Origin of the sequence: Sellimonas caecigallum, assembly GCF_019754295.1 — a bacterium.
Lineage (GTDB): Bacteria > Bacillota > Clostridia > Lachnospirales > Lachnospiraceae > Sellimonas > Sellimonas caecigallum.
This window is the reverse complement of the sequence record NZ_VIRV01000003.1, coordinates 121,878-143,242: the sequence shown is the minus strand read 5'-3', so window position 1 is coordinate 143,242 and position 21,365 is coordinate 121,878. Positions and strand designations below refer to the sequence as shown.

At 46.2% G+C, this 21,365-nt stretch carries 21 protein-coding genes; 16 read left to right on the top strand and 5 right to left on the bottom strand.

Annotation, left to right across the window (positions count from 1 at the left end; genetic code table 11):
• Nucleotide 1: 1 nt before the first annotated feature.
• Both FLB61_RS13325 and FLB61_RS04115 read left to right on the top strand, forming a co-directional pair.
• On the top strand, nt 2-550 hold the full coding sequence (locus FLB61_RS13325; protein ID WP_334300396.1) for a GNAT family N-acetyltransferase: 549 nt from the start codon (nt 2-4) through the stop codon (nt 548-550).
• 3 nt (nt 551-553) lie between these two features.
• Complete coding sequence (locus tag FLB61_RS04115; protein ID WP_221919457.1) at nt 554-1,465, top strand: carbohydrate kinase family protein; 912 nt, start codon at nt 554-556, stop codon at nt 1,463-1,465.
• Between the two features lie 53 nt (nt 1,466-1,518).
• Here FLB61_RS04115 and FLB61_RS04110 read toward each other — a convergent pair whose 3' ends face one another.
• The 4 genes from FLB61_RS04110 to FLB61_RS04095 are packed head-to-tail and all read right to left on the bottom strand — an operon-like array spanning nt 1,519 to nt 6,326.
• A complete protein-coding gene (locus tag FLB61_RS04110) occupies nt 1,519-2,328 on the bottom strand; it encodes a Cof-type HAD-IIB family hydrolase (RefSeq protein WP_221919456.1) in 810 nt (269 codons plus the stop codon).
• Between the two features lie 40 nt (nt 2,329-2,368).
• Nucleotides 2,369-3,763: a UDP-N-acetylmuramoyl-tripeptide--D-alanyl-D-alanine ligase gene (locus FLB61_RS04105; protein ID WP_221919455.1), complete on the bottom strand. Its 1,395-nt coding sequence runs from the start codon at nt 3,761-3,763 to the stop codon at nt 2,369-2,371.
• Between the two features lie 33 nt (nt 3,764-3,796).
• A complete protein-coding gene (locus FLB61_RS04100; protein WP_087213348.1) occupies nt 3,797-4,855 on the bottom strand; it encodes a D-alanine--D-alanine ligase family protein in 1,059 nt (352 codons plus the stop codon).
• A 10-nt stretch (nt 4,856-4,865) separates the two neighbouring features.
• Nucleotides 4,866-6,326, bottom strand: coding sequence for a nicotinate phosphoribosyltransferase (locus tag FLB61_RS04095; RefSeq protein WP_087201174.1), 1,461 nt, complete (start codon nt 6,324-6,326; stop codon nt 4,866-4,868).
• A gap of 211 nt (nt 6,327-6,537) precedes the next feature.
• Here FLB61_RS04095 and FLB61_RS04090 point away from each other — a divergent pair, with 211 nt between their 5' ends.
• Nucleotides 6,538-6,792: an HPr family phosphocarrier protein gene (locus FLB61_RS04090; protein WP_087201172.1), complete on the top strand. Its 255-nt coding sequence runs from the start codon at nt 6,538-6,540 to the stop codon at nt 6,790-6,792.
• An 88-nt stretch (nt 6,793-6,880) separates the two neighbouring features.
• On the opposite strand, the gene FLB61_RS04085 is transcribed toward FLB61_RS04090, so the two are convergent.
• Nucleotides 6,881-7,618, bottom strand: coding sequence for a lysophospholipid acyltransferase family protein (locus FLB61_RS04085; RefSeq protein ID WP_087213091.1), 738 nt, complete (start codon nt 7,616-7,618; stop codon nt 6,881-6,883).
• A gap of 136 nt (nt 7,619-7,754) precedes the next feature.
• Here FLB61_RS04085 and FLB61_RS04080 point away from each other — a divergent pair, with 136 nt between their 5' ends.
• The 13 genes from FLB61_RS04080 (at nt 7,755) to FLB61_RS04020 (ending at nt 21,341) form a co-directional block, all read left to right on the top strand.
• Nucleotides 7,755-8,210 (top strand): protease complex subunit PrcB family protein, encoded by a 456-nt coding sequence (locus FLB61_RS04080; protein ID WP_246599100.1) that lies wholly within the window; start codon nt 7,755-7,757, stop codon nt 8,208-8,210.
• 10 nt (nt 8,211-8,220) lie between these two features.
• Nucleotides 8,221-9,777 carry a DUF3794 and LysM peptidoglycan-binding domain-containing protein gene (locus FLB61_RS04075; protein ID WP_087201166.1) on the top strand — a complete coding sequence of 519 codons (1,557 nt, stop codon included), beginning with the start codon at nt 8,221-8,223 and terminating at the stop codon, nt 9,775-9,777.
• Between the two features lie 108 nt (nt 9,778-9,885).
• Nucleotides 9,886-10,773, top strand: coding sequence for a 4-(cytidine 5'-diphospho)-2-C-methyl-D-erythritol kinase (ispE, locus tag FLB61_RS04070; protein WP_221919454.1), 888 nt, complete (start codon nt 9,886-9,888; stop codon nt 10,771-10,773).
• Nucleotides 10,773-11,474, top strand: coding sequence for a GntR family transcriptional regulator (locus FLB61_RS04065; RefSeq protein WP_087201162.1), 702 nt, complete (start codon nt 10,773-10,775; stop codon nt 11,472-11,474). The genes ispE and FLB61_RS04065 overlap by 1 nt, the downstream gene beginning before the upstream one ends.
• A 49-nt stretch (nt 11,475-11,523) precedes the next feature.
• Nucleotides 11,524-12,162 (top strand): stage II sporulation protein R, encoded by a 639-nt coding sequence (gene spoIIR, locus FLB61_RS04060; RefSeq protein WP_087201287.1) that lies wholly within the window; start codon nt 11,524-11,526, stop codon nt 12,160-12,162.
• A gap of 10 nt (nt 12,163-12,172) precedes the next feature.
• On the top strand, nt 12,173-13,354 hold the full coding sequence (locus FLB61_RS04055; RefSeq protein WP_221919472.1) for a cation diffusion facilitator family transporter: 1,182 nt from the start codon (nt 12,173-12,175) through the stop codon (nt 13,352-13,354).
• Nucleotides 13,355-13,375: 21 nt separating this feature from the next.
• Nucleotides 13,376-14,110 carry an acyl-[acyl-carrier-protein] thioesterase gene (locus FLB61_RS04050; RefSeq protein WP_087213080.1) on the top strand — a complete coding sequence of 245 codons (735 nt, stop codon included), beginning with the start codon at nt 13,376-13,378 and terminating at the stop codon, nt 14,108-14,110.
• Nucleotides 14,107-14,934 carry a CvfB family protein gene (locus tag FLB61_RS04045; protein WP_087201155.1) on the top strand — a complete coding sequence of 276 codons (828 nt, stop codon included), beginning with the start codon at nt 14,107-14,109 and terminating at the stop codon, nt 14,932-14,934. Before FLB61_RS04050 ends, FLB61_RS04045 begins: the two co-directional genes overlap by 4 nt.
• Nucleotides 14,935-14,983: 49 nt before the next feature.
• A complete protein-coding gene (locus FLB61_RS04040; RefSeq protein WP_087213076.1) occupies nt 14,984-15,217 on the top strand; it encodes a polya polymerase in 234 nt (77 codons plus the stop codon).
• 86 nt (nt 15,218-15,303) lie between these two features.
• The gene (locus FLB61_RS04035) at nt 15,304-18,768 is read left to right on the top strand and encodes a DNA polymerase III subunit alpha (RefSeq protein WP_221919453.1); all 3,465 of its coding nucleotides are present in this window, start codon (nt 15,304-15,306) and stop codon (nt 18,766-18,768) included.
• A 101-nt stretch (nt 18,769-18,869) separates the two neighbouring features.
• The gene (gene pfkA, locus FLB61_RS04030) at nt 18,870-19,844 is read left to right on the top strand and encodes a 6-phosphofructokinase (protein ID WP_221919452.1); all 975 of its coding nucleotides are present in this window, start codon (nt 18,870-18,872) and stop codon (nt 19,842-19,844) included.
• 135 nt (nt 19,845-19,979) lie between these two features.
• Entirely contained in the window at nt 19,980-20,834 is an 855-nt protein-coding gene (murI, locus tag FLB61_RS04025; RefSeq protein ID WP_087201148.1) for a glutamate racemase, read from the top strand.
• A gap of 15 nt (nt 20,835-20,849) precedes the next feature.
• Nucleotides 20,850-21,341 (top strand): YwiB family protein, encoded by a 492-nt coding sequence (locus FLB61_RS04020; RefSeq protein WP_158096539.1) that lies wholly within the window; start codon nt 20,850-20,852, stop codon nt 21,339-21,341.
• The last annotated feature ends 24 nt before the right edge of the window (nt 21,342-21,365 follow it).

Genomic DNA, 21,365 nt, shown 5'->3' with positions numbered 1-21,365 from the left:
GATGGGCCACACATTTTGCATTCGCCCTGCAAGAAAGACAGATGCAGAACAAATCTGTGAGATCATAAGAGATATTGTGGACAACATGGAAAATTCAGAATGGTTTTCCAATTCAGGAGAATTATATGTAAAAGAACATCTGGAAAATGACAAGATCGGATATGTAGTAGTTGCAGAAGCGGAAGACGGCGTCATTGCCGGTCTGTTTCTCGTGGATATACCGGGAGAAAAAGAGGAAAATATGGGATTTGACCTTGGATATACGAAAGAACAGAGGAGTGTGACCGCGCACATGGATATCGCCGCTGTCCGTCCGCAGTACAGAGGGTATCATCTTCAAAGGCGGATGATGGAAGTGTGTGAGGAAGAGATGAAAAGAAGGGGATTCCGATATTTATTAGCCACAGTCCATCCGGATAACATATACAGCCTCTCCAATGTGCAGAGGAGAGGATATGAGATCATGAAGACAAAAGAAAAGTACGGGGGACTGCTCCGCCATATTCTATGTAAAGAATTATGCCCGGAGGATAAGAAGGGAAAGGAATAAGAAATGAACATATTTTGTATCGGGCAGTCCGCTTATGATATCACAGTGCCTATTGAAGGAGCGATAGAGGAAAACAGGAAATACCGGGTTTTGGAATATTTCGAGTGCGGAGGAGGACCTGCCTTCAATGCGGCATGTCTGTGCGGAAAATGGGGCGCGAATGTGGAATTGATATCACGGATTGGCTCAGATGAATATGGGAAGAAATTGAAAGAGACACTGCAGAAATACCATGTGGGTACAGAATATCTGATTCCATGTCCGGGGATGAAAACCCCGCACAGCATGATCATAGCCGGAAAAGCAAAAGGCAGCCGGACGATCTTTAATTTCCCGGGAACTCGGGAAAAGACAGAGTATCACATCCCGGAAAAGAAGGCGGATGTGATCTTAAGTGATGGACATGAACCGGAGATCAGCTTGGCCATGATTGCGGCGAATCCCCAGGCAATCTCTGTGGCAGATGCAGGCACATTCCGGGAAAGCACATACAAAGTTGCCCAAAAGACCGATTATCTCATCTGCTCAGAAGATTTTGCAAGACAGTATACAGGAAAAGGAATCCACCTGGAAGAATGGGATATATGTGAGGAAATACTTCGACAGATAGAACAGATCAACGGCAGACACGCTGTTGTCACACTGGGAGAAAACGGGCTCCTTTACAGAAAAAAAGACGGCAGCCTGGGGCATATGCCAGCCTGCCAGGTAAAAGCCGTCGATTCTACCGGAGCAGGAGATATCTTCCATGGAGCCTTTGCTTACGGACTGACAAGAAAATGGAACATGGAAAAAAATCTCATACAAAGCACATGCGCATCAGGACTCTCCGTACAAAAAATCGGAGGACTCACATCCATACCAGAATTCGAAGAAGTACAAAAGAAATGCAACAAATACAAAAAAAGAACTTGACAAAAATCGTGTCAAAAATCGGGGACGTGTACCGACGAGTCGGAACCCGTCCCCTAGTCAAGTAAAAACTGCTGTATCACATGCAGGACGCCGTTTTCATCGTTTGATTTTGTGATGTAGTCGGCTTTTTCGCGTACGAGGGGCTGAGCATTCTGCATCGCCACGCCGAGTCCGGCTGTTTCGATCATCGTTATATCGTTATATCCGTCTCCGCAGCAGATCATTTCGTCTGCGTCTAGTCCGATGCTGCTCAGAAGTTTCAGGAGGGAGTATGCTTTGTCGATATTCTGTGGCATGATCTCCAGGAAAAATGGTTCAGAACAGTAAATATTCAGAAGGCCCCGGAAATGATGGGTCGCTTCTTTTTGGATCAGTGCGATGACGTCAGGTTCTCCGCTGATCAGAAATTTATTGTTCGGAAAGTCCACATCTTTTGTGAAGTGGTCTGTCTGCAGGATCGGCATATTGTTGATACGGGATTCCAGCTGTGTATATTGGTTCGGTTTGATGCCTGAGATCAAATTTTTGTCTGTGTAGGCTATAATATCTGCATCGTATTGTTTTACGATCTCAAACAGTGGAGTAACGATGCTGTTCGGGATTGTTTTATTGTAAATGACGGTTCCTGTCCGGCAGTCGATGATTTTTCCCCCATTGAAGGAAAGGATGTAATTGCCGAAATGATCCATCTTCAGTTCTTTTGCAAGAGGAAGAACGCCCTGTGTAGGGCGTCCGCTTGCAAGAACGACTCGTTTTCCGTTTTCCTGTATGTCGATAAGCGCCTGTTTTGTGGGCGGTGTGATCTGTTTCGATGAATTTGTCAGTGTGCCGTCCAAATCCAGAACAAGTACTTGATATTTCATAGTAAAACCTTTCTAATTTTATTTGTAATCTGACGCATCACTACGCATAAAACTCACGCAGTGCGTTTACGATCTCCGGAAATTTCATGCTGTTGGATGCTTTTACGAGCACAGTGTCTCCTTTTTGGAGAAGGGACGGCATGTTTTCCAGGAAGGCTTCTTTGGAATCAAAGTGTAAAGCTTTGGTTCCAAATCCGGTATTGGAAGCACCGCGGCAGATTTCGGAAGCGAGCTCTCCGATACAGATAATCAGATCAATGCCTTTTCGGGCTGCATATTCTCCTATTTCATAATGCAGCGCTTTTTCATCTTTCCCAAGCTCCAGCATATCGCCCATGATAGCCACTGTTCGTCCGGGTGCTGAGGAAAGGACGTCGAGAGAAGCTTTCATGGATGCCGGATTGGCGTTATAGCAGTCGTCGATAACAGAGAGATATCCGGTCTGGATCAGATGATTGCGCCCGCTTACCGGTGTTAAAGCGTGAATACCGTCCTCGATTTCCTGTTTCGAAAGCCCAAGAAGATGCCCGATGCAGGCGCCGGCCATAGCATTGTATACCATATGTTTTCCCGGGATTGTGATATCTGCAGTGACAGAAATTTCTGGGGCATCTGAAGTCTGTGGAAGCTGGATCCGGCACAGTGTTCCAAGCAGACCTCTGTCTTCTATATGGGAAGCAAAGACCGGAGCAGCAGTATCGATACCAAAAAAGATCGGACGATTTCCCTGTATATCGGAAATCGTTCGGAGCATGTCGTCATCCCCGTTTAAGATAACGCAGGAATCCGGGCCAAGATGATCGAAGATCTCAGTTTTTGCCTTTAAGATCCCTTCACGGCTGCCGAGATTTTCCAGATGTGCATAGCCGATATTCGTGATGACGCAGATGTCCGGCTGCGCAATATCAGCAAGCCGGTGCATTTCCCCAAAATGATCGATCCCCATTTCCAGAACTGCGATTTCATGCTCTTCTGTCAGCCGAAAGATCGTAAGCGGAAGCCCGATCTCGTTGTTATAGTTTCCCTCTGTTTTCAGAACATGGTATTTCTGAGACAGGACGGAAGCGATCATTTCTTTTGTGCTCGTTTTGCCAACACTTCCGGTAATGCCGATCACTTTGATATCCAGGTGTGTCCGGTAATACTTTGCGATATCTTTCAAAGCCTGGGTTGTGGAACTTACCTGGATGTACGGGTAGGAGACATCGCTGAGAGGGTGTTCGGAGAGTGTACATAATGCGCCGCTTTCCATTACCTGACCGATAAAATCATGGCCGTCCACCCGTGCACCTTTGATCGGGATAAAAAGGAAGTCCGTCTGTATTTTTCGGCTGTCGATGGCAACACCAAGGATTTCCCGCCCAAGAAGCGACGGATCTCCCACATAGGTCCCTCCACACGCAGAAGCGATTGTTTCTAGAGATAACCCTTTCATAGTTCATTCCTCCATTCTTTCGTATCAATCTGCTTATCCACGATATCTGGCATCCATAGATTTCTCGATAATGAGTTCGCACAGATCTCCGAACTCAATTCCTGCAGCCTGCGCTTCTTTTGGAAGAAGACTTGCAGCCGTCATACCAGGCAGACTGTTATATTCCAGACAATAGATTTCGCCGGATTCTGTCAAAAGAAAATCGGCACGGGCGTACACATCAAGCTTCAGTGCGCGGAAGGCCGCTTCGGCTGCTTTCTGGATGCGGTCAGCGATTTCCTCCGGGATTCTGGCAGGACAGATTTCCTCTGTGTATCCGTCCTGGTATTTGTTGGCGTAATCAAACCATCCATTTTTTGGACAGATTTCGATGACCGGAAGAGCTTTGCCGTCGATGACTCCGCAGGCGAGTTCTCGTCCTTTGATGTATTCTTCGACGATGATCTCATCCTCGTACCGGAAGGACTCCGTTACGGCACGGTCAAACTCCTCTTCCGTGTGGACGATATAAACACCGATGCTGGAGCCGCCGGAACATGGTTTTACAACAAGAGGGAGGGAAAGTCCGCAAGATGCCAGAGAGTGGTCTGCCAAGCCTCGTTTCATCCATGTGCCGTGAGGAGTCGGGATCTGGTTCGCTTCAAAAATGACTTTTGTGATTTCTTTGTCCATTGAAAGGGCACATCCGAGAGAACTTGGGCCAGTGTAGCGGATTCCCAGAATATCAAAGGCAGCCTGAAGTTTTCCGTTTTCCCCCACATCTCCATGAAGTCCCATAAATACAATGTCGGAAAGGCGGCAGATATCGATCACATTGGCGCCAAGAAAACAATCCGATTTGTCTTCCCTTGAGGCGCGTACGGCATCGAGATCTGGTTCTGTGGATTTGATGCCGGAGGCAATAGAAAGTCCGGCGTCCGGGATGGAAAATACCTCCTCCAGGTTCTGCGGTGCATCCGGGAGTCCAAGGAATGGATCCAGAAGGATTGCCTGATGTCCTCTTTCCAAAAGCGTGCGGCAAATGCCGGCGCCGGAAGAAAGGGAGACATCCCTCTCTGTACTAAGTCCGCCTGCTAATACTACAATTTTCATAGAAACCTCCTTATTCTTCATTTACGCTCATTTTGTCAAGAAGCTGTTTTTTGACCGCGTACAATTTATCGGATAAATCTACATACACTTTATGCGGATAGAAAAGACGTTTTGTCTCATCCCACAAAGTTTCTTTCTCTTTTTTACAATATTCTGCGATCTCCATCACAGTAGGAGACTGATATACACATTCGCCCCGGATAAATACCGGCACTAGCATTTCACGCATCGTGTAAGTGCCGCCTTTGAGCTTTGTCTTCTTCCATGTTTCGATAGGATCGAAGATCAGGAGATCTTTGCTTTCGTCGAATTTCTCGTCGGCAAAACAGATGAGATCTGCACGAATTTTTCCGGATTCTTTGTCATAGATTCGGAAGATCGTTTTGTTACCTGGATTTGTGATTTTTTCCGTGTTTTCGGAAAGCTTGATTTTCGGGATAAAAGTGCCGGTCTCATCCTGCATGGCAGCAAGTTTATATACTCCGCCAAAAGAAGGGCAGTCCTTGGATGTGATCAGGTGTGTTCCCACACCCCACACATCGATAGCTGCGCCCTGCTGTTTCAGATCATGGATCAGGTATTCATCAAGGTCATTGGAGGCGGCAATCTTTGCATCCGGGAAACCGGCCTCATCCAACATCTTTCGAGCCTTTTTGGAAAGGTAAGCAAGATCCCCGCTGTCAAGGCGGATACCATAATTTTTAAGAGGAATACCGGATTCTTTCATTTCACGGAACACGCGGATGGCATTTGGCACACCGGATTTGAGAGTGTCGTACGTATCTACAAGGAGGGTACATGCGTCCGGATAAAGATTTGCATAGGCCTTAAAAGCATGGTACTCGTCCGGAAAACTCATGATCCAGCTGTGAGCATGTGTCCCCATGACCGGAACGTCAAAAAGCTGTCCGGCAAGGACGTTTGATGTGCCTACACACCCTCCGATCATCGCAGCTCTTGCCCCGTAAAGCCCTGCGTCCGGGCCCTGAGCTCTGCGGAGACCGAATTCCATAATACCGCCGCCGGATGCTGCATACACGACACGCGCCGTCTTTGTGGCAATGAGAGACTGGTGGTTGATGATGTTCAAAAGTGCGGTCTCGATTAGCTGTGCCTCCATGATAGGAGCGATGACTTTGATGAGAGGTTCCCGCGGGAAAATCACGCTCCCTTCCGGAATCGCGTAAATATCCCCGCTGAAGTGATATCCGCTCAGATAATGAAGAAAATCCTCATCGAAGATGTGAAGTCCTCTCAGATAGTCGACTGCTTCGTAAGAAAAATGAAGTCCTTTGATATAATCGATGACCTGCTCCAGTCCGGCAGCGATGGAATAGCCGTTGTTGCACGGGTTAGAACGATAAAAAACATCGAACACGACCACTTTGTCATGATCCTGCTCCTTAAAATATCCCTGCATCATAGTAAGTTCATATAAATCTGTCAACAATGTCAAATTTCTTTCAAACATTGGCCACACTCCTTTTTGTTCCCCTATCCAAAGAAAAGACGACGGATAGCGAAAATCTGCATAATACTCCAAACATTATAGCACTCATTTTTGTAAAGGGAAAGAAAAACATGAAATCTGCCAAGTTTAAATTGAAATCAAAATACAACCGGTATATAATAATTTTTAAATAACATACAGGGTAATTTTTGCGTGAAAGGAGGACAACAATATGACCACAAGCAAAGCGACAGCCGGGGATCTTGGAAAGGTATACGACAATCCCATCACGGAACTGGTTCGTATTGCATGCCAGTTTCAAAGCAGGATATTACTAAAAAGCGGAAGCAAACAGGTAAATGCGAAAAGTATGATGGGAGTGATGGCATTTGGGCTTTCAGAAGGGACAGAAGTAGAGATTGTGGCCGAAGGAGAAGATGAGGCCGCGTCAGTTAAAGCGGTGGAAGATTTTCTGGCATGTAAGTAAAAGAAAAGTCAGATCAAATAAAATGAAATAAGATACAAAAAGGGACTGTGACTGTTTGTCACGGTCCCTTTGCAGCTTCAATGGAATGTTATACAAGTTTGGCATTCCGAGTGATCGTTTCCTGTACGATATTCTGGAAGTAAGGCGCGAGATGCTTTCTCGTCTCCCTGTCCAGGTCTTTTGGATAAACAGGTTTCCCATACTCGATGACCACATGGGTTTTCCGGATACGTGGAAATTGATTTTCGAATATGGCGGCCGTGTTGTTGAGACTGATAGGAACAACGGCACATCCTGTTTTATCTGCAATTTTAAAAGAACCTTCTTTAAAAGGAAGAAGAGTAAGTTCCTCGCCTTTATTTCTTGTTCCTTCCGGGAAGATGCAGATGCTGATCCCATTTTTTACATACTCGATGGCCTTGAGGATCGTCTTCATCCCTTCTTTCGGGTCGTGGCGGTCCAGAAACAGACAGTAGAGAAACTTCATCCATGTGGAGAGAAGAGGGATTTTTTCCATTTCTTTTTTTGCCACATATCCCGTTTTGCTGCGGCACCGCGTGTATGTGAGAAGAATATCAAAGAAACTTCGGTGGTTCCCGATGAAAAGTACCGGTTCGTTTTCGGGTACATTTTCTTCCCCTATGACAGTTACGGAAACACCGGTAATCTTCAGGATACATCGAAATCCCCACTGGACGATCCGGAGGGATGACAGGTCCCGTTTGTCTCTGTCTTGCTTCCCTATGAGCCATTCCACAAAGAAGACAGGAATGGATAGAATCAGGTATACGACAAGAAACAGGACGATACATAGAAATCGAAACATAGCGTGCAGCCCTTTCTGTAATTGATAATCATATATGGCAGACGAATTTGCCTTTTGATAAGTATTCTTTCCAATTATACTATAAAAAACAGAGAAAAGAAATCAGTATTTGTCATTTTTCACGGAAGAGCTGTGTATGATGATAAAGAGAAACGAAAGGGTGCTGTTTATGTCCAGAAAGAAACGGAAAATCCAGACAATGGTGGTAACCTTTTTCTGCTGTATTGTAGTCTCCGGATGTTCCGTCACGGATCTTGCAGAGGGGAAGCGCCAGGATCTCGAATTTACTGTAATAAGGAAAGAAGAACTTCCTGAGGAGCTAAAAGAGACCATCGATGAAAAAAAAGCAAATCCGTTCCGAATCACATATACGGACAAAGGGAAAATGTATATTGCAAGAGGATACGGGGAACAGAAGACGAGCGGCTACAGTATCCAGGTAACAGATGTATATGAGACGGGGAAGGCCGTACATATACGGACCGTACTGGAAGGACCCGGGGAAAAAGAAAAAGTGACAGAAAAGAAGACATACCCATATGTGGCAGTCAAACTGGACTATTATGACAAGCAGGTCGTATTCGAAGAATAGGAGGGCGTTCATGGAGCTGATAAAAAGACAGGTACAGACACAGTGGAGCGGGAAGCCGGTAGTGGATCAGTTTCTCATAGACAGTGACTATAATGTACCGGACAATCGCAAAGATATCCGGAAAATCATGTTGTCGGAAGGAGAACTGAAGCCGGAGGAGATCAAGCGGGCGGACAAATATATAAAAGTACAGGGGAAATTGCTTTTCCGCATTTTGTATGTTACGGACGAAGCAGATGAAAAGATTGCTGAGCTGTCGGGTCAGATACCGTTTGAGGAGATGGTCTACTCGGAGGAAGAAAAGGGAGAGTGGGTGCCGAGGAGCAGCCGCACGGATGTAACAGTGACGATGATCCACTCAAGAAAACTCAACATCAGGACCATGGCTGAACTTGTACTTGTCCCGGAGGAACGGGAAAACAGGGAGATCACAGAAGATGTGGAAGGGATTGCGGACAGCATGAAGAAGAAGGAATCAAGGAAGATCCTTACGGTTCAGAATGTGATCCGGGATACATACCGCATCAAAGAAGAACTGAAACTCCCGAAGGGGAAAGACAATATCGCATCGCTGCTCTGGACGGATATCAAGCCTCAAAGGCTGGATACAAAACTTGTCCAGGACGGCCTTATCGCATCAGGGGAACTTCTGGTTTTTTGCTTCTACGAGACTCCGGATGAGACGCTGAACTGGATTGAGGAAACGGTAAGTTACGAGGGAAGGATTCCTTGCCCTGGAGCAGATGAGACAATGTTCCACCAGATTTATACAAAATTTACCGACGAGACGGCGGAGCCAAGGCTCGATGAAGACGGGGAAATGAGAGCCATTGGTATGGAAGTGACTCTGGAAGTACGGGCGGCAGTGTATGAGGAGAGAGAACAGGAATTTTTGAGGGATATGTACTCTCTGACACAGGATATTACAATGGACACAAAGAAGGAAGAGTATGAGCAGGTGGTCATGCAGAATCATCTGAAGTGTTCCATCCATGAGACGCTTTCCCTGCCGGAGCTCAAAGACAATATTTTTCAAATCTGTCATACCGGGGGAACCATGGAAATTGTCCGGACGGAAGCCGAGGAAAAGGGGATCCGGGTAGAAGGGATTCTTCATATCTGCTTTTTGTATGTAAAGCCGGATGACAGCATTCCATTTGACACATGGCAGGGCATGGTGCCATTCTCCTGTCTCTTGGAATGCCCGGAGATCGGCCCTCATATCCGGTGCTTCGTAGACGGATATCCGGAACAGATCACAGTAAGCCTTCTCGGAGGAGGAAAAGCGGAAGTAAAAGCATCCGCTGCATTTCGTGCGTTTGTGAGAAAACCGGAAGAAGTGAATCTCATTGTGAATGCGGAGGCTGTACCGAAGTCTATGGAAGACATAGAAGGACGGCCGGGCATTGTCGGATACATCGTAAAAGAAGGGGAAGACCTTTTTGATCTGGCAAAGAGATACGGGACGACAGAAGAAAGTATCCGGGAGGTAAACGGTCTGAAGGATGAGGAGTTAAAAGCGGGAGAACGGATATTGATTTTTAGGGAAAATATGAGTATACTATAAGCGTAATGTATACAAAATACATACCGGAAGATTCCCTTTTTCGGTGGCAGAAAGAGAACCTTCCGGTATCGTTTCAATACGCACACGGATGGATAAAGGAGAGATTCGATGGAACGGATTCAGTTAAAAGCTTTGGGAAAAATCAACTTGGGATTGGATGTGCTCGGGAGAAGAGAAAATGGGTATCACGATGTCAGGATGGTCATGCAGACAGTATATCTTTACGATGAAGTGACGATCGAAAAGACAGAAGAGCCAAAGATCCAGGTGTCCACGAATCTTACGTTTCTGCCTACAGATGAGTCAAACATCGCGTACAAGGCGGCCAGGCTTTTGCTGGACGAATTCCGGCCGGAAGGTGGGGTAAAGATCTGCCTGAAAAAGCACATTCCGGTGGCGGCAGGGATGGCCGGCGGAAGCGCCGATGCGGCTGCGGTGCTCTTTGGAATGAACCGTCTGTTTGGATTCCAGCTTAATATGGAAGAACTGAAAAAAAGGGGTGTTCTCCTTGGCGCGGACGTACCGTATTGTCTGATGCGCGGGACAGTTCTGGCGGAAGGGATCGGAGAAATTTTAACGCCGCTCCCGCCTATGCCGAAGTGCCATGTCCTGATCGCAAAACCACCTGTAAGCATTTGCACAAAGACTATTTATGAAAAACTGGATTCCCGGGAGATTACGGCACACCCGGATATCGACGGCATTATCCGGGGGCTGGAAGAGCAAAATGTGAAAGCTGTGGCGGACAAGCTTGGAAATGTACTGGAGACAGTCACAGAAGAGCTGTGCCCGGTTATTTCCCGGATCAAGGGAGAAATGAAACAGGCGGGGGCGATGAATGCCATGATGAGCGGCAGCGGTCCGACGGTGTTCGGTCTTTTTAAAGAACGAAGCGCGGCGAGAAAAGCAGGAGAAAGGATCCGGCAGGCAGGACTAGCCAGACAAGTCTATACTACAACCATCCACAATGTACGAAGGAACAGGAGGAATGACTGATGGAAGCAGATTTTGGAGCACAGATGAACGAATACCTACCACTTCGCGATGTCGTATTTAACACACTGCGCCAGGCCATCCTCAGAGGAGAACTGAAACCTGGCGAGAGACTTATGGAGATACAGCTCGCAAACAAACTTGGGGTAAGCAGGACCCCTATCCGGGAAGCTATACGTAAACTGGAACTGGAAGGACTCGTGCTCATGATCCCAAGACGGGGAGCGGAGGTGGCAGAGATAACGGAAAAGAACATGAGGGACGTTCTGGAAGTACGAAGGGCGCTGGAAGTGCTGGCTGTACAGCTCGGATGCCAGCGGATGACAGAAGAGGCGCTTTCGGATCTGGAACGTGCAGCGGAAGAATTCGACGCCTGCCTTGTGTCCGAAGATGTGACAAAACTGGCGGAGGCGGATGTTCATTTTCACGACATCGTGTACCAGTCCACGGACAACAGACGGCTGATCCAGCTTCTCAACAACCTGAGTGAACAAATGTATCGGTTTCGTGTGGAATACTTGAAGCACCGGGGGTTCCACGAACAGATCTCGATGGAACACAAAGAATTGATCGGTTTTCTTCGGGCCAGAGAAACGCAAAAAGCGGCAGAAGTCATCGGACGCCACATTGACAAGCAGGCGGAGGCTGTGCTGGAGACGATCAGAGCAAACAAAAATCAGGAAAAACAGAATAAAGAAGAATGATGTGGCAATACTCCCGTTAGAGAAAGAACAGACGGGAGGTACATACACAATGAATATACCGGGGAAATATATCAGGATCATACTGGCGGTTTTGGCAGGGCTTCTTCTTACAGGAGGGGTCGTAAGAGTCAGGGCGGTGGAAACAAAAGTGCAGGAAACACAGGAACATATGGCAGACGAAGTGCTGCGCTTCCATGTACTTGCAAACAGTGATACCAAGGAAGATCAGAATCTGAAGATGAAAGTAAAAGACCAGGTTATCGGATATCTGGAAGAGACAATGGGGCCGGAGACGGAGTCATTAGATGAGACGAAAGAATTCGTGAAAGCTCATATTCCTGAGATTGAAAAAGAGGCGAAAAAGATTGTGGAGCAGGAGGGATATTCCTATCCTGTAAAAGTCCGGCTGGAAAAGACGGACTTCCCAGAGAAGACATACGGGGATGTAACGTTCCCGGCAGGGACATACGAGGCGCTCCGCATCGAGATTGGAAATGGGGACGGGAAAAACTGGTGGTGCGTTCTCTATCCGAATCTCTGTTTTATCGATACCGTCCATGCGGTAGTCCCAGAAAAAGGGAAGGAGAAGCTCCAGAATGTACTCACAGATGACGAGTATGATATGGTCACGGCGACATCCAGATTTCGGATCCGGTGGTTTTTCTTCGGGGACAGGAAAGACGAATAAAGGGGCAAACATGACAGAGTTTTTGGTAAGACATTTTGTAAAAGACTATCAAGATACGCAGAAGGTGTCTGTGCGCACGGCATACGGGGTGCTTGCAAGTGCAGCAGGCATCTTTTGCAATGTATTTTTATTTCTCATCAAGGCGGCGGCAGGAATCATAATGAACAGTGTATCCGTCACGGCGGATGCCTTTAACAACCTATCTGACGCAGGATCTTCCGTCATCGGCCTTGTTGGCGTGAAAATGGCGGAAAAACCTGCTGACGAAGAACATCCGTTTGGACATGGAAGGATCGAGTATATATCAGCTCTTGTAGTAGCGTTTATCGTCCTCCAGGTGGGGTTTACCTTTTTTAAAGATGCATTCAGGAAAATTACAAATCCGGAAATCTTGAAATTCAGCACATTTTCCGTTATCATACTTGTATTATCTATCGGTGTCAAACTGTGGATGGCGGCATTTAACAAAAAGCTGGGAAAAAGGATTGATTCAAAAGTGATGATGGCCACGGCAGCGGACGCCATGGGCGATGTGGTAACAACTGGAGCGACGATTCTATCCCTTCTTTTCTATCGGATTTCCGGAATCAATATCGATGGATTCGTCGGGATAGGAGTGGCGCTTGTCGTCATGTGGGCCGGTGTGGGTATCGCAAAAGACACGCTCAAACCGCTGATCGGCGAGGCTGTGCCGACGGAGACGTACGATGAGATCACGAAATTTGTGGAAGGATATGACGGGATTGTGGGAACCCATGATCTTCTTGTACATAATTATGGGCCGGGCAGGAGTATGGCGTCGATTCATGCAGAAGTGCCAAATGACGTCGGGATCGAGACATCTCACGAAATTATCGACCGTATTGAGCGGGAGGCCAGGAAATACCTGGGAATTTATCTGCTGATCCACATGGATCCGGTAGAGACAAAAGATGAGAAAGTGATAAGTGCAAAAGAACAGGTGGAAAAGATCGTGGCGGAGACAGAACCCCTTGCCAGCATCCATGATTTCCGGATGGTGTCCGGCGAAAATCAGATCAATCTGATCTTTGATATGATCGTTCCGCACGGATACCAGAAAGATCAGGAGACAGCGCTTCTCCATCTTGTGATGGAAAAAATACACCATTTGGATTCGAGATATCAGTGTGTCATAACTGCGGAAAGAAGCTTTGTGGAAGAACAGAAATAAAGAGTGAAAAGAGGGTGTATCATGAAGTACGAAAGGAAGGAAAGGATCCGATTCAGCGAGGTTGGAAACGGCGGATATATTACTCTTTCCGGGATCATCGACCATTTTCAGGATATCAGTATTTTTCAGTCGGAAGATCTGAAGCTTGGAACGATGTATCTGAAAGAGAAAAACAGGGCATGGGTACTTTCTGCCTGGCAGGTAGAAGTAAAGCGTTATCCAAGACTTGGGGAGTATGTCCATGTGTCAACGTGGGCGTCCGGATTCCGGAGTTTTTTTGGAGAACGGAATTTTGTTATGACAGATGAAGAAGGGATAGACGTGGCTTATGCCAATTCTGTCTGGGTCTATATCGACACAACAACTGGACGGCCGGCAAAACCAAGTGAGGAAGAAGTGGAAAAATATGGGATAAACGATCCTTATCCGATGAATTATGCATCCCGAAAAGTACCGGCGCCGAAATCCGGAATAAAAAGGGAACCATTCCCGGTAAGAAAATATCAGATTGATACAAACCAGCATGTAAACAATTGTCAGTACGTGCAGATGGCGGTAGAGGAGCTGGAAGAAGAACTTGGAAGAACTCTCGATATCCGAAAGCTTCGGGCAGAATATAAAAACTCGGCCGTCTACGGGGATATCATTTACCCGGTTTTAGAAGATACAGGAGAACTTTACAGAGCAGCGCTTTGTGACAAAGATGGAAAACCGTATGCAGTCATTGAACTGGAGGACAAAGGAGAAGAAAGATGAAATTAGGAGAAAAACAGGTATTGGTCATTGAGAAGGAAGTAGATTTTGGAGTCTACCTTGGCTCTGAAAAAGAGCGCGTACTTCTGCCGAAAAAGCAGGTGCCGGAAGGAGTGGAGCCAGGCGATCCGGTGGAGGTCTTTCTGTATAAAGATTCCAGCGATCGGCTCATTGCGACGACAAAAGAACCAAAACTCACACTGGGAGAACTGGGTGTGCTGGAGGTCGTAGATACAGGGAAAAATGGAGCATTTTTGGACTGGGGACTTGAAAAAGACCTTTTCCTCCCGTTTAAAGAGCAGACAACACGCGTGAAAGTCGGGGACAAGTGCCTTGTAAGTCTTTATATCGATAAAAGCGAGCGGCTTTGTGCAACTATGAAAGTGTATGACAAGCTCCGTACAGATTCCCCGTACCAAAAAGATGACATGGTAGAGGGTATCATCTACGAAGTAAGCGATCGTTTCGGTGTTTTCGTGGCGGTAGACGGTATGTATTCTGCCTTGATCCCGAAACGGGAACTCTTCCGGGAATACCGCACAGGGGAGACAGTTCGTGCCAGAGTGGCAGCAGTAAAAGAGGACGGGAAACTGGACCTGAGTGTTCGGGAAAAGGCATTTATTCAGATGGATGTGGATGCGGCGAAACTGATGGATTATATGGAACAGCATGGCGGACGGATCCCATTTACAGACAAGGCTTCTCCGGAAGTCATCCGGACAGAATTTGCTATGAGCAAAAATGAATTCAAAAGAGCAGTGGGACGTCTGCTGAAAGAGAAAAAAATAGAAATTCGGGAAAAGGATATTGCAATTCGCATGAGATAAGGTATACTTAAAGGCGAAGGTACAGGGAAAGCTGTAAAGGAGTGAAAAGATGAAAGTACAGAATATCACAAATATCGACAAGTTTTTTGAAGTAGTAGACAGCTGCAGCGGAAGAGTGGAGCTGGTTACAGGAGAAGGAGACAGACTGAATCTGAAGTCCAAGTTATCTCAGTACGTTTCCATGGCAAATATTTTTTCCGGCGGAGAGATCCCGGAACTGGAGATCATCGCATACGAAAAAGAAGACATTGACAAACTTGTCAATTTCATGATTAACGGTTAAGAAATGATAAAAAGGCCGGGGTGCGTTCCCCGGCCTTTTTATTCTGATAGAAAGTGTTCAAGACAAGAAGGATTAGGAGGAAAAGCATGAGTTTTGCACATTTGCATGTACATACAGAATACAGCCTTCTGGACGGTTCCAACAAGATAAAGGAATATGTGGCGAGAGTCAAAGAACTTGGCATGAACAGTGCAGCGATTACCGATCACGGCGTCATGTTCGGCGTGATCGATTTTTATAAAGAGGCAAAGAAAGCAGGGATCAATCCGATTCTCGGATGTGAGGTTTATGTAGCTCCGGAGTCCAGGTTTGACAGGGAAACCGGGCACAGTGACGACCGCTATTATCATCTCGTCCTCCTTGCGGAGAATGACGAAGGATATCACAATTTGATCAAGATCGTATCACGGGGGTTTACAGAAGGATATTACTATAAGCCGAGGGTAGATAAGGAACTTTTGAGAAAGTACAGCAAAGGGATCATTGCCCTGAGTGCTTGTCTCGCGGGAGAAGTACAGAAGAATCTCGTGAGAGGGCTCTATGAAGAAGCGAAAAAGGCAGCCTATGAGTACGAAGAAATTTTTGGAAAGGGAAATTTTTTCCTTGAGCTCCAGGACCACGGGATGAGTCTGCAGAAGACAGCAAATCAAGGACTTTTACGCCTTGCACAGGAGACGGGGATCGAACTTGTGGCCACAAATGATGTCCATTACACTTACGCTGAAGATGAGAAGCCTCATGATATCCTTCTTTGTATACAGACAGGAAAAAAATTGGCTGATGAGAACAGGATGAGATATGAAGGCGGACAGTATTATGTCAAAAGCGAGGAGGAGATGAAAGAGCTCTTTCCGTATGCCCTTCAGGCAATTGAAAACACACAGAAGATTGCAGACCGATGCCATGTGGAGATTGAGTTCGGCGTGACAAAACTCCCGAAATATGATGTCCCGGAAGGTTATACCTCCTGGGAATATCTCCGAAAGCTCTGCCTGGAAGGGTTTGCAAGGCGGTATCCGGAGAAGCCAAAAGAGCTGAAAGAGAGGCTGGAATATGAGCTTGGCATCATAAGATCCATGGGGTATGTAGACTATTTCCTGATCGTATGGGACTTTATCAAATACGCCAGGGACAACGATATTATAGTGGGACCTGGGCGTGGATCGGCTGCAGGAAGCATCGTATCTTACTGCCTTGGCATCACGAGTATTGACCCCATCCGATACAATCTTCTCTTTGAACGTTTTCTCAATCCGGAGCGTGTCACGATGCCGGATATTGACGTGGATTTTTGTTTTGAGAGAAGACAGGAAGTCATCGACTATGTAGGGAGAAAATATGGTGCAGACCGTGTCGTACAGATCGTGACTTTTGGTACGATGGCGGCGAGGGGAGTAATCCGTGATGTGGGGCGTGTTATGGATCTTCCATATGCATTTGTAGATGGGATTGCGAAGATGATTCCGACAGAGCTGAATATGACGCTTAACCTGGCTCTGACGAAAAACCCGGAGCTTCGGAAAGTGTACGAGACAGACGAACAGGTCCGGGAACTCATCGATATGAGTAAACGTCTGGAAGGTCTGCCGCGTCATACATCCATGCACGCGGCGGGAGTCGTTATCAGTCAAAAAGCCATCGATGAGTATGTGCCGCTGTCTCTTGGAGCCGACAACTCTGTGACGACCCAGTTTACGATGACGACGCTGGAGGAGCTGGGACTGCTGAAAATGGATTTCCTGGGGCTTCGGACCCTCACTGTGATTCAAAATGCGGTAAAGCTGGCAGAAAAAAGTACCGGAAAAGAGATCGATATCGATAAGATCGACTACAATGACAAAGCGGTCCTGGATTCCCTTGGCACTGGCAAGACGGACGGAGTGTTCCAGCTGGAAAGTTCAGGTATGAAAAACTTCATGAAAGAACTGAAACCGCAGAATCTGGAAGATATCATAGCTGGCATTTCTCTTTATCGTCCAGGCCCGATGGACTTTATCCCTCAGTATATCCGGGGAAAAAATCATCCGGATGAGATCACATACGATTGCCCGCAGCTAAAACCGATCCTGGAAGCCACATACGGATGTATCGTATACCAGGAACAGGTCATGCAGATCGTTCGGGATCTGGGAGGATATACACTCGGGCGAAGTGATCTGCTTCGCCGTGCGATGTCAAAGAAAAAGGCTGATGTGATGGAAAAGGAGCGCCAGAACTTTGTCTATGGCAATCCGGAAGAAGGGGTGCCGGGATGTATCGCAAATGGTATTGGCGAGCAGACGGCCAATAAGATTTATGATGAGATGATCGATTTTGCGAAATATGCGTTCAATAAATCCCATGCCGCCGCTTACGCTGTCGTTTCTTACCAGACCGCTTATCTGAAATACTATTACCCTGTGGAATTCATGGCTGCTCTCATGACATCTGTCATCGATAATCCAAACAAAGTGGCGGAATATATCTATTCCTGCAAAGAAATGGGAATAAAACTGCTCCCGCCGGATATAAATAAAGGATATGGGGACTTTTCTGTGGATGGCAGCAATATACGGTATGGTCTTGCAGCCATCAAAAGTATTGGCCGCTCTGTCATCGAAGATATTCTGGCAGAAAGGAGCATGCGCGGAGAATTCAAAAATCTCCGTGATTTCGTGGAGCGCACGTCGGGAAAAGAAATCAACAAAAGAACCATCGAAAATTTCATCAAATCCGGTGCGTTTGACTGTTTTGCAGGGACAAGAAAGCAGCATATGATGGTCTACATCCAGATCCTTGACCAGGTAAACCAGGAGAAAAAATATTCCATGGCTGGACAGCTGAGCCTTTTTGACATTGTAGATGAAGAACAGAAAAAGGAGTTTGACATCCGATTTCCTGATGTAGGGGAATATGAGAAAGAGACGATGCTGGCTTTTGAAAAAGAAGTCCTTGGGATTTATGTAAGCGGCCATCCGCTCGAAGAGTATGAAGAAAAATGGAAGCGTGGAATCTCCGCCACAACCTATGACTTTCAGTATGATCAGGAAACAGGACATACGAAAGTACGGGACGGAGCAAAAGAGACAGTAGGAGGCATGATCACGAGCCGTACGATCAAATACACAAAGACGAACAAAGTGATGGCGTTTATTACTCTGGAAGATCTTCTCGGTACGGTGGAGGTTGTTATTTTCCCGAAAGACTACGAGAAAAATCAGCAATATCTGGAAGTGGACAGAAAAGTATTTGTGCGGGGAAGGGTGTCTGAGGAGGATGAATCGGCCAGCAAGCTGATCTGTGAATCCATTATTCCTTTTGAACAGACGTCAAAAGAACTTTGGATCCAATACCCGGATAAGGAGACGTTTTTGCAGGAAGAACTTCTTCTTTATTCTATGCTCCATATGAGCGAGGGGCAGGACAAAGTGTTCATCTACTGTAAAAAGGAACGTGCTGTCAAACAGCTTCCTGCGGGGAAAAATGTGGAGATTTCAGAAGAACTCATGAGCAGATTGACGAACTATTTCGGGAATGAACGCGTGAAAGTAGTCGAAAAGTCGAAGATATAGGAAAAATATTGAAAAAGCAAAATAAATAGTTTAAAATATGTTGAGAACATTCAGAAGAACAAAAACACATTCAACAAGGAAACCTTATGGAGGGAAAGACGATGGCAAAACAAATCAGAACAATTGGTGTTTTAACGAGCGGCGGCGATGCGCCTGGTATGAATGCGGCTATCCGTGCAGTTGTAAGAACAGCACTTGGAAATGGAGTTAAAGTCAGAGGTATCCGCAGAGGATATTCAGGACTTTTAAATGAAGATATTATTGACATGACGGCACGTGATGTTTCAGATACAATCCAAAGAGGAGGTACGATCCTTCAGACTGCAAGATGTCTGGACATGTGTACAGAAGAAGGACAGCAGAAAGCAGCAGCAATCTGTAAAAAATATGAGATTGACGGGCTTGTGGTCATTGGTGGAGACGGTTCTTTCAAAGGAGCCAGAGCGCTGTCCAATCTTGGAGTAAACACGATCGGAATCCCGGGAACCATCGATATGGATATCGCCTGCACAGAATACACGATCGGATTTGACACTGCTGTGAACACAGCGATGGAAGCGATCGATAAAGTGCGCGATACATCTACATCCCATGAAAGATGCAGTGTTGTGGAAGTAATGGGACGCGATGCGGGATACCTGGCTCTGTGGTGCGGTATTGCCAATGGAGCGGAAAAGATCCTTCTTCCGGAAGAGCATGATTACAATGAAGAACAGATCATTCAGGATATCACAGAGAACAGAAAACGTGGAAAGAAGCATTACATCATCATCAATGCCGAAGGTGTAGGCGATTCCGCAAATCTTGCAAGAAAGATCGAGGAAGCCACGGGAATGGAGACGAGAGCTACGATTCTAGGATACATGCAGCGGGGAGGAAGCCCGACAGCAAAAGACCGTGTATATGCGTCTATCATGGGAGCAAAAGCGGTACAGCTTCTTATGGAAGGTAAGACAAACCGTGTCGTAGGATATAAGCATGGGGAATATGTAGATTTCGATATCGACGAGGCGCTGGATATGCAAAAAGCAATCCCGGCTTATCAGTATGATATCGCAAAAGGTCTTTCCATCTAATAATAGGAACAGACAAAAGATAGAGACAGAATGCTGTAAAAGTGTGTGCTTTTGCAGCATTTTGCTTTTTGCCTTGAAAAATAAAAAGAGAGATTGTAAAATGAAAGGCAGAAGAGTGATAAGGAGAAAAAAAGAGTGAGTATAGATAATAAAAGAACGGCTCCGATCGGAGTGTTCGATTCCGGGGTCGGCGGACTGACCGTGACAAGGGAAATCATGAGGCAGCTTCCGGATGAGAATATGGTGTATTTCGGAGATACCGCCAGAGTGCCGTACGGGAGTAAATCCAGGGACAACATTATCCGTTACAGCAGACAGATCATCCGTTTTCTGAAAACAAGGGATGTGAAAGCGATCGTTATTGCCTGCAATACGGCAAGCGCCCTGGCGCTTGACGTTGTAAAAAAAGAGACGGATATACCGGTAATGGGCGTGATCGTTCCTGGTGCCAGAGCTGCTGTCCAGGCCACATCCAATAAGAAAGTAGGAGTCATCGGGACAGAGGCGACGATACGCAGCAAGATGTACTCCCGGACAATCCGGGAAATGGATCCGGATGTAGAGGTAATCGGGAAACCATGCCCCCTTTTTGTACCTCTGGTAGAGGAAGGGTTTGCCAAGCATCGGATTTCGGAGGAAGTGATTGATTATTATCTGGCGTCTATGAAAGAATCCGGGATTGATACGATGATTCTTGGGTGTACCCACTATCCGCTGCTACGGTCCAAAATTATGAAATATCTGGGGGAGGAGATCCGGCTGGTCAATCCGGCATATGAGACGGCAATGGAATTGAAAGTGCTTTTAAAAGAACTGGGCATCCAAAATGTCGGAAAAGACATAGATCCGGATAAACAAGAGGAATCTTGTGCAAACGGTTCCTATGAGTTCTATGTGAGTGATGCGGCAGACAAGTTCAAGCACTTTGCCAACTCTATCCTTCCATACGATATCCGGACGACACAGCAGATCAATATAGAAGAATATTAGGAGATGGCAGGGAAGATGACAAGAGAAATACTACTTCAGATAACAGGAATACATGCGGAGAGTTTGGAAAATGGATCAAAGGAAAAAGATGCGGAGTCAGTGGAATTTGTTGTTCCTGCTGATTATTTCTTTAAAAATGGAAAACATTATTTCGTATACGACGAGGCTTCTCGCGGCGGTAAAAAGATTGTCAAAAGCAAGATCAAGATAAACGAAAAAGAAAAGACAGTAGAGATCATGAAAAACGGACAAATGGGAGGAATGCTGTTTTTTGAAAAAGACAGAAGAGCGCTTACATGCTACAGCACTCCGTTTGGACAGGTGTTTTTTGATATATGGACGACAGGGCTTGATATTACGATAGAGGAAGACGAAATATTTTTGGATATTCGTTACACGGTAGAAGTGGATCAGCGCCCGGCTATAGACTGTCATGCCAAGATTTGCGCCTACAGCAAAGGGAAAGGGACAAAGTCAGAAGAACTTCTGCAAAAGATCACAGTCTAACACGATCAGATAAAGAGCATAAAA